Annotated in this window: 4 protein-coding genes; all 4 read left to right on the top strand. The window is 54.5% G+C overall.

Features of this window, described 5'->3' with window-relative positions; translation table 11 throughout:
- On the top strand, positions 1 to 751 hold a 751-nt coding region (locus tag EBS36_07250), incomplete at its 5' end, for an aspartate carbamoyltransferase catalytic subunit (GenBank protein NBU32943.1).
- 2 nt (positions 752 to 753) lie between these two features.
- Positions 754 to 2,040, top strand: coding sequence for a dihydroorotase (locus tag EBS36_07245; protein NBU32942.1), 1,287 nt, complete (start codon positions 754 to 756; stop codon positions 2,038 to 2,040).
- The gene (locus EBS36_07240) at positions 2,037 to 2,588 is read left to right on the top strand and encodes a hypothetical protein (protein NBU32941.1); all 552 of its coding nucleotides are present in this window, start codon (positions 2,037 to 2,039) and stop codon (positions 2,586 to 2,588) included. Before EBS36_07245 ends, EBS36_07240 begins: the two co-directional genes overlap by 4 nt.
- Positions 2,585 to 2,811: carbamoyl phosphate synthase small subunit (locus tag EBS36_07235; GenBank protein ID NBU32940.1), on the top strand; the 227-nt coding region annotated here is incomplete at its 3' end. The genes EBS36_07240 and EBS36_07235, both read left to right, overlap by 4 nt.

Here is a 2,811-nt window from a genome sequence, read left to right as displayed (position 1 = left end):
TGCGGCTAAGCGACTCTCGGCCGATGTAATCAACTTTGCGGCTAAGGGATCGAGTGTGTCCAAGGGGGAAAGCCTCAAAGACACTGCGCTCACACTCGAAGCAATGGGCGCTGACGCCATCGTGTTGCGGCATCACGCAAGTGGCGCGGCAAATACTTTGGCGCACTCAGGCTGGATTAGCGGAAGTGTGGTCAACGCGGGTGATGGCACACACGAACATCCAACCCAAGCCTTGCTCGACGCCTACACTCTGCGCCAGAACTTGCGCGGTGGCGAAGGCGACCTTGCCGGACTAACGGTCACCATTGTCGGCGACATCTTGCATAGCCGTGTGGCGCGTTCGAATGTTCACCTACTCAAAACGCTTGGTGCGAGTGTGCGCTTGGTTGCACCACCGACCTTGCTGCCAATCGGGGCCGACACTTGGGGAGTCGAAACTAGTTACAACCTCGACGAAGCGCTTGAGGACGCTGACGCGGTGATGATGCTACGCATTCAACAAGAGCGCATGAACGCGGCCTACTTCCCAACCATTCACGAATACTCGGCCCGCTACGGCTTGAATCAAGCGCGAGTAGCTCGAATGAAACCAAACGCGATCGTCATGCACCCCGGTCCCATGAACCGCGGAGTTGAAATTACCGCCGAAGTTGCCGATGGACCGCAATCGGTCATCGTGCAGCAGGTGGCCAACGGAGTCAGCGTGCGCATGGCAGTGCTGTATTTAATGCTCGGCGGAAGTGAGGCGTAATCATGAGTCAGTATTTATTGAAAGATGTTTCGGTAGTTGGCGGTGCGCCAACCGATGTTCTGATTAACGACGGTGTGATTGCCGATATCGGTGCTGGTTTGAATGCGAGTGAAGCCACGGTGATTGATGGCTCTGGCACTATCGCACTGCCTGGCCTAGTCGATCTGCACACGCACTTGCGCCAACCAGGCAAGGAAGAGGCCGAAACCGTGCTCAGCGGTTCACGCGCCGCCGCAGCCGGTGGTTTCACCAGCGTGCATGCCATGGCCAACACCAACCCAGTTGCCGACACGGCTGGTGTGGTCGAGCAAGTTTGGCGCCTCGGTAACGAAGCTGGACTGGTTGATGTGCGACCAGTTGGCGCAGTCACTCGAGGACTTGAAGGTAGCGCACTGGCTGAACTTGGTGCGATGGCCGACAGCCCCGCGCAGGTACGAGTGTTCAGTGACGACGGTAAGTGTGTGCACGACCCAGTCATCATGCGTCGCGCACTTGAGTACGTGAAAGCATTTGATGGCGTCATCGCTCAGCACGCGCAGGAACCAAAACTTACTGAAGATTCGCAGATGAACGAGGGCATCATCTCGGGCCAACTCGGATTGCGCGGCTGGCCAGCCGTTGCTGAAGAGGCCATCATCGCTCGCGACGTACTTCTGGCAGACCATGTCGGTGCACGCCTACACATCTGCCACTTATCAACCGCAGGCAGTGTCGAGATTGTCCGCTGGGCTAAGAGTCGCGGTATTAACGTAACGGCTGAAGTTACCCCGCATCACCTCATCCTGACCGACGAACTTGTCACTTCATACAACCCTTTGTTCAAGGTCAATCCACCGCTGCGCACCCAGGCTGATGTTGAAGCGGTCCGAGCAGGCTTGGCTGATGGCACCATCGACATTGTCGCTACCGACCATGCTCCTCATCCAACCCAAGATAAGGATTGTGAATGGAGTGCCGCGGCCTTCGGTATGACTGGACTGGAAACAGCACTCCAGGTTGTGCACGCTTCGATGGTGAAAACCGGCCTGTTGACTTGGGAGCAAGTTGCCGATCGAATGTCTTATGCTCCTGCGCAAATTGGTCGGGTTGCCACTCAAGGACAACCGCTTGTGGCAGGAGCTCCGGCAAACATCGTTATCTTTAATCCGAACACAGAAGTCATTATCAACGCTGCAGATTCTGTTAGTGCAAGTAGAAACACCCCGTTCGCTGGCTACACTTTGCCCGGAAAAGTTGAAGCAACTTTTTTTGCGGGTAGGCCAACAGTGCTAGATGGAAAGTTGGTGTGATCACTCTGGTTAATCTCGAGCCGCAATCGGCCCCAGTAACTGATGTGACTTCCCGCATTTTCTTCACAGCACTTGTAATCATCGTCATCTTGTTCGCCCTTTGGGCAATGCGCCGGGCGTGGGAAGCTAAAGCAAAGCCGTTCTCCGACTTACCGGCTCCGGCTAACGCTGTCCCCACCGGCAGTTTGGCGGTAACCGAGGCATTAGTGGCTCGATTTGCTGGCTCTACTATCTCTGGAAAATGGCTACACCGCATCACTGCACATGGACTTGGTACTCCAAGAAGCGTTGTTGCCCAGGTTTATTCCGATGGGATCTTCATTACTGACGAGGGCAAATTTGGTCTTTGGATCAGTAAAGACCAATTGACTGACATTCGGTTAAGTCGAGGCATAGCTGGTGACGTTGTCGAGCCAGAAGGCATGGTAATTCTTAGCTGGCTTCTTGGTGCGACCAGTATTGATTCAGGGATACGGATAACTCGCCACCAGGAACATGAAATTTTCTACAACGCAGCAAGCAATTTAGTGAAGGGTGTAAGTGAATGACGAGCGCAGTTCTAGTACTAGAAGATGGCCAGGTATACCCAGGTAATTCCTTCGGATCGGTTGGTACTGCATTTGGCGAAGCAGTTTTTTCCACCGGCATGACTGGCTATCAAGAGACCATCACCGACCCTTCGTACTGCGGCCAAGTTGTTGTTCAGACCGCGCCACACATTGGCAATACCGGCTGGAATGACGAAGACGATGAGTCAACGCAAATTTGGGT

This window comes from Actinomycetota bacterium (assembly GCA_009923495.1).
In the GTDB taxonomy this organism is placed as follows: Bacteria; Actinomycetota; Actinomycetes; order S36-B12; family UBA5976; genus UBA5976.
Note: the sequence above shows the minus strand (reverse complement) of the source record. Positions and strands in the feature narration are given on the sequence as shown.

Excerpts from the sequence above, each read along its gene's own strand:
- EBS36_07245 (NBU32942.1), top strand. The coding sequence starts at position 754 with ATGAGTCAGTATTTATTGAAAGATGTTTCGGTAGTTGGCGGTGCGCCA.